At 69.7% G+C, this 4,907-nt stretch carries 3 protein-coding genes; all 3 read left to right on the top strand.

Features of this window, described 5'->3' with window-relative positions; translation table 11 throughout:
• Positions 1-184 (top strand): hypothetical protein (locus G3I40_RS10950; protein ID WP_164301967.1); only part of this gene is annotated, 184 nt, incomplete at its 5' end.
• The gene (locus G3I40_RS10945; RefSeq protein WP_164301966.1) at positions 181-1,032 is read left to right on the top strand and encodes a polyketide synthase dehydratase domain-containing protein; all 852 of its coding nucleotides are present in this window, start codon (positions 181-183) and stop codon (positions 1,030-1,032) included. The genes G3I40_RS10950 and G3I40_RS10945, both read left to right, overlap by 4 nt.
• A gap of 145 nt (positions 1,033-1,177) precedes the next feature.
• Positions 1,178-4,907: phosphopantetheine-binding protein (locus G3I40_RS10940; protein WP_239091658.1), on the top strand; the 3,730-nt coding region annotated here is incomplete at its 3' end.

Below are 4,907 nucleotides of genomic sequence, written 5' to 3'. Positions count from 1 at the left end.
GCGCGAGCGGGGCCCGGACGCGGGCAGGCCGACTCCCGAGTCGGCCCGCGAGGCCTATCTGTCCGGCCAACCGGTCGACTGGCAGGCGCTGTTCGCCCCGCACACCCCGCACCGGCTGCGACTGCCGGGCTACCCGTTCGACGAGACGGATCTCTGGTTCACCGACGAGGGGCGGACGGCATGACGACCGAAGCCGACGAGGCGATCCGCCGGCCTGCCGCGGTGTCGCCGATCCAGTTGCTCGCCGCCGACGAGGACGGCACCTTCCGGGCACGCATCGACCGCGACCACACCTATCTGCGAGAGCACCTGGTGGGCGGGCGCCGCGTGCTGCCCGGCGTCGCCTGCCTGGAGATGGCGCTGCGCGGCGCCGCCCGTCTGCGCCCCGGCGCCCCGGTGTACGCCGTCCGGGACGCCGCCTGGCTGCGGCCGATCTCCGGCGAGGAGCCGCTGGACGACCTCGTCGTCGCCTTCCGCCACGCGCCCGGCGCGAGCACGGTGGACTACACCGTGAGCAACCGCGGCGCGCTCTGCAGCATGGGCACGCTCCTGTTCGAGAAGGACGCGACGGTCGAGAAACTGGACCGGGCCCCCACCGTCGGACTGGACGTGCGCGACGAGATCTGCGCGCACACCACGTCCCACCTCACCCGGAGTGAACTCTACGAAGAGTTCTCGGACATGGGGATCGACTACGGCCCGTACTTCCGCCGCAACACTTATGTACAGCGGTACGGGCAGCGGTCGCTGGCCTGGCTCTCGCACAACGACGGAACGCCGATGGGGGTGGTCAACCTCCTCGACTGCTCCTTCCAGTCGGGCCTGGCCATCTCCATCGGAGAGCACCGCGACAGCCTGATGCCCTTCTCCATGGGGCACATGGTCTTTCACGCCCCGGCGAGATTTCCCGCCGACTCCGCTTTCGTCCTGACGGAGAAACTCTCTGCCTTCAGGACCAATTTCACGGTGTTCGACGAGGACTACGCGCCGCTTCTCTCGGTTGTCGACCTCGGTGTGAAGCCCGCCCTGTGAACCAGCACCTTGCATCCATCCATGGAACCCGGCGTCCTAGACATAGGGGATTTTGTTGAGTCGCAACGAATGGCGAAGCGGAAGTTCCGCGTCCGGTACAGCGCGCCCCGATGCCTCGCTGGTCCGCCGTGCCGCCGTGGACTCGATGGTGTTCGCACCGCAGTGGACGCACGGCCGTCTCGATCCACCGGGTGACGCCGGCGCGGGCCCGCGCACCTTCCTCGTACCGCCCGGACAGGCCCGCCTGCACCAGGAACTGACGGAGCGGTTCCCCGGCAGCACCGTGCTGCGCCTGGATCGCGCGGCGGTGGCGCAGCTCGCCGCCGCACCGGCCGCCGGGGACGAGCACCTCGTCTTCGTCAGCCGCACCACCTGGGCCGACGGCATCCGCGACGCGGACCTCACGGCCTTCCTCGACCTCGTCCACGCCCTCGACCGATGGCCGCGGGTCCGCCTCGACGTCTTCACGGACAAGGCGGTGCACAGTCCGCTGTTCACCGCCGCCACCCATCCCGTGGACGGCGTGTTCGTGGGCCTGGCCCAGTCCCTGGCCAAGGAGCGGCCCGACTGGTCGGTGCGCTGCTTCTGCCTCGCGGACCTCACCGCGGCGTCACTGGCCGCGGCCCTGGACCGGCCCCTGCCGACCGTCCCGGGCGCCCCCGTCTGTATCCGCGAGGACGAGTACGCCGTCGCGTCGATGGAGCCGACGACGCTCGCCGCCTGGCCGCGGGCCTCGGCGTTCAGGACCGGCGGCACCTACGTCATCCTCGGCGGCACCGGCGGACTCGGCGGCCTGCTCGCCGAGTACCTGGCCGCCGAGTACCTAGCCGAGGTGGTCGTCATCGGCCGCCGATCACCCCAGGACTTCGCCGAACAGGGCGCTCGGCTAAGGGAGTTGGGTGCCCGCGCCGTCCACTACCACCAGGTCGACCTGGCCGACGGACCGGCGCTCGGGCGCGCGCTCGACGCCCACGAGACCATCAACGGCGTCGTGCACTCCGCCCTCGTGCTCCAGGACGCCACCCTCGCCACCATGAGCGAGCGCGTGCTCGCCGACGTACTGCGGCCCAAGCTGCACGGCACCCACCACCTGGTGGACGCGCTGCGCGGCAGGGACCTCGACTTCTGCCTCTTCTTCTCCTCCGTCCAGGCCCACATCGCCAGCGCCGGACAGGGCAACTACGCCGCCGCGTGCGTGGCCAAGGACGCCTACGCCGACCTCCTCCACCAGGCCCTGCTGATCGACGCCAAGGTCGTCAACTGGGGCTACTGGGGCGATATCGGGGTCGTGGCGAAGCCGGAGTACCGGGAGCGGATGCAGGGCCTGGGGATCGGCTCGATCGAACCGGCCGAAGGGCTGGCGGTCATCGAGCGGTTCCTCGCGGCCGACGACCGACGGATCACCTGTGTCAAAGGAACGGAAGAGGCGCTGGAGCGCATGGGAATCACGCCGCACAAGCCCGCCGCCGCCCCCGCGGCATCGTCCGCCGGCTCCCCGGGAGTCCTCGCCGACGTGGTGCCGGTCCTGCGGGACGACGACGCCGACGTCGCCCGCAACCGGGACCTGTCCGAGCGCCTGGAGGCCTACACCCGGTGGCGGCTGCGCCAGGTGCCGCTGCCGGCGACCGCGGTCGACAAGTACGCGCTGCTGATGGACGCCATCGCCGCGATGCCGTCGGCGCGGTCCCTCGGCCGGGACGAACTCCTGCGCGAGTACCCGGAGTTGACCGGGCACCTCGCTCTCCTCGACCGCTGCCTGGACCATCTGCCCGACGTCCTGAGCGGCGCCGTCGACGCGGTGGAGGTGCTCTTCCCCGACGGCTCCTTCGACCTCGTCGCGCCCGTCTACCAGAGCAACCCCATCGCCGACTACTTCAACCGGATCTGCGCCCAGGTGGTGACCAACTACCAGCGCCGCACGGCGGGCCGCCCGCTGCGCATCCTGGAGATCGGCGCCGGCACCGGCAGCACCACCAAGTTCGTCCTGCCGCTCCTCGACCCGAGCGACGTGAGCTACCACTTCACCGACCTGTCGTACGCGTTCCTGCACAAGGCCCGTGACGCCTTCGGGGGCGACTACCCGTACCTCTCCTACGAGATCTGCAACATCGAGAACCCGCCCGAGGAGTACACCGACTCCTTCGACGTCGTCGTGGCCACCAACGTGCTGCACGCGACGTCGAACGTCCCCGGCACGCTGCGCAACGTGCGCAAGGTGCTGCGGGAGGGCGGAATCCTCGTCCTCAACGAGATCACCACCCGGCAGGACTACGCCACGCTCACCTTCGGCCTGACCGACGGCTGGTGGCTCAGCAACGACCCGTACCGCATCGAGCACAGCCCACTGCTCGGCAGTGACCAGTGGCAACTGCTCATGCACGAGGCCGGTTTCGGCGCCGTGCGGACCCACGGCGGCGAAGGACAGCAGGTCCTGGTCGCCCTGGCCGGCGAGACGGACGAGCCGCGCACCGAGGCCGTCGCCGCCGCCCCGGCCGGCAGCGGTGACGTGCGGGAGCAGGTGGAGCTGTTCGTCCGTGAGGTGATCGCGGAGACGATGCGGTTCGACGTGTCCGAGGTGGAGTTGGATCGTCCGTTCCGGGACATGGGGATCGATTCGCTGATCTCGATGGAGTTGTTGAAGCCGTTGCGTGAGCGGGTGGGGTATGTGCCCGCGACGGTGTGGTTCGAGTATCCGACGGTGGCGCGGCTGGTGGATTACCTGGTGGCCGAGCACGGGGACACGGTCGCGGAGGCGTTCCCCGCCGCCGCTGCCGCCCCGGCCGCCGGAGTCGCAGAGGCCGACGGGATCACCGAGATCACCGAGATCACCGAGATCACCGGGACCATCGAGGTCGCCGACGTGCGCGGGCAGGTGGAGCTGTTCGTCCGTGAGGTGATCGCGGAGACGATGCGGTTCGACGTGTCCGAGGTGGAGTTGGATCGTCCGTTCCGGGACATGGGGATCGATTCGCTGATCTCGATGGAGTTGTTGAAGCCGTTGCGTGAGCGGGTGGGGTATGTGCCCGCGACGGTGTGGTTCGAGTATCCGACGGTGGCGCGGCTGGTGGATTACCTGGTGGCCGAGCACGGGGACACGGTCGCGGAGGCGTTCCCCGCCGCCGCTGCCGCCCCGGCCGCCGGAGTCGCAGAGGCCGACGGGATCACCGAGATCACCGAGATCACCGAGATCACCGAGATCACCGAGATCACCGAGATCACCGGGACCATCGAGGTCGCCGACGTGCGCGGGCAGGTGGAGCTGTTCGTCCGTGAGGTGATCGCGGAGACGATGCGGTTCGACGTGTCCGAGGTGGAGTTGGATCGTCCGTTCCGGGACATGGGGATCGATTCGCTGATCTCGATGGAGTTGTTGAAGCCGTTGCGTGAGCGGGTGGGGTATGTGCCCGCGACGGTGTGGTTCGAGTATCCGACGGTGGCGCGGCTGGTGGATTACCTGGTGGCCGAGCACGGGGACACGGTCGCGGAGGCGTTCCCCGCCGCCGCTGCCGCCCCGGCCGCCGGAGTCGCAGAGGCCGACGGGATCACCGAGATCACCGAGATCACCGAGATCACCGGGACCATCGAGGTCGCCGACGTGCGCGGGCAGGTGGAGCTGTTCGTCCGTGAGGTGATCGCGGAGACGATGCGGTTCGACGTGTCCGAGGTGGAGTTGGATCGTCCGTTCCGGGACATGGGGATCGATTCGCTGATCTCGATGGAGTTGTTGAAGCCGTTGCGTGAGCGGGTGGGGTATGTGCCCGCGACGGTGTGGTTCGAGTATCCGACGGTGGCGCGGCTGGTGGATTACCTGGTGGCCGAGCACGGGGACACGGTCGCGGAGGCGTTCCCCGCCGCCGCTGCCGCCCCGGCCGCCG

It is taken from the genome of Streptomyces sp. SID14478, assembly GCF_010548525.1.
Lineage (GTDB): Bacteria > Actinomycetota > Actinomycetes > Streptomycetales > Streptomycetaceae > Streptomyces.
This window is presented reverse-complemented; position numbering and strand designations above follow the sequence as displayed.

Excerpts from the sequence above, each read along its gene's own strand:
- G3I40_RS10945 (WP_164301966.1), top strand. The coding sequence starts at position 181 with ATGACGACCGAAGCCGACGAGGCGATCCGCCGGCCTGCCGCGGTGTCG.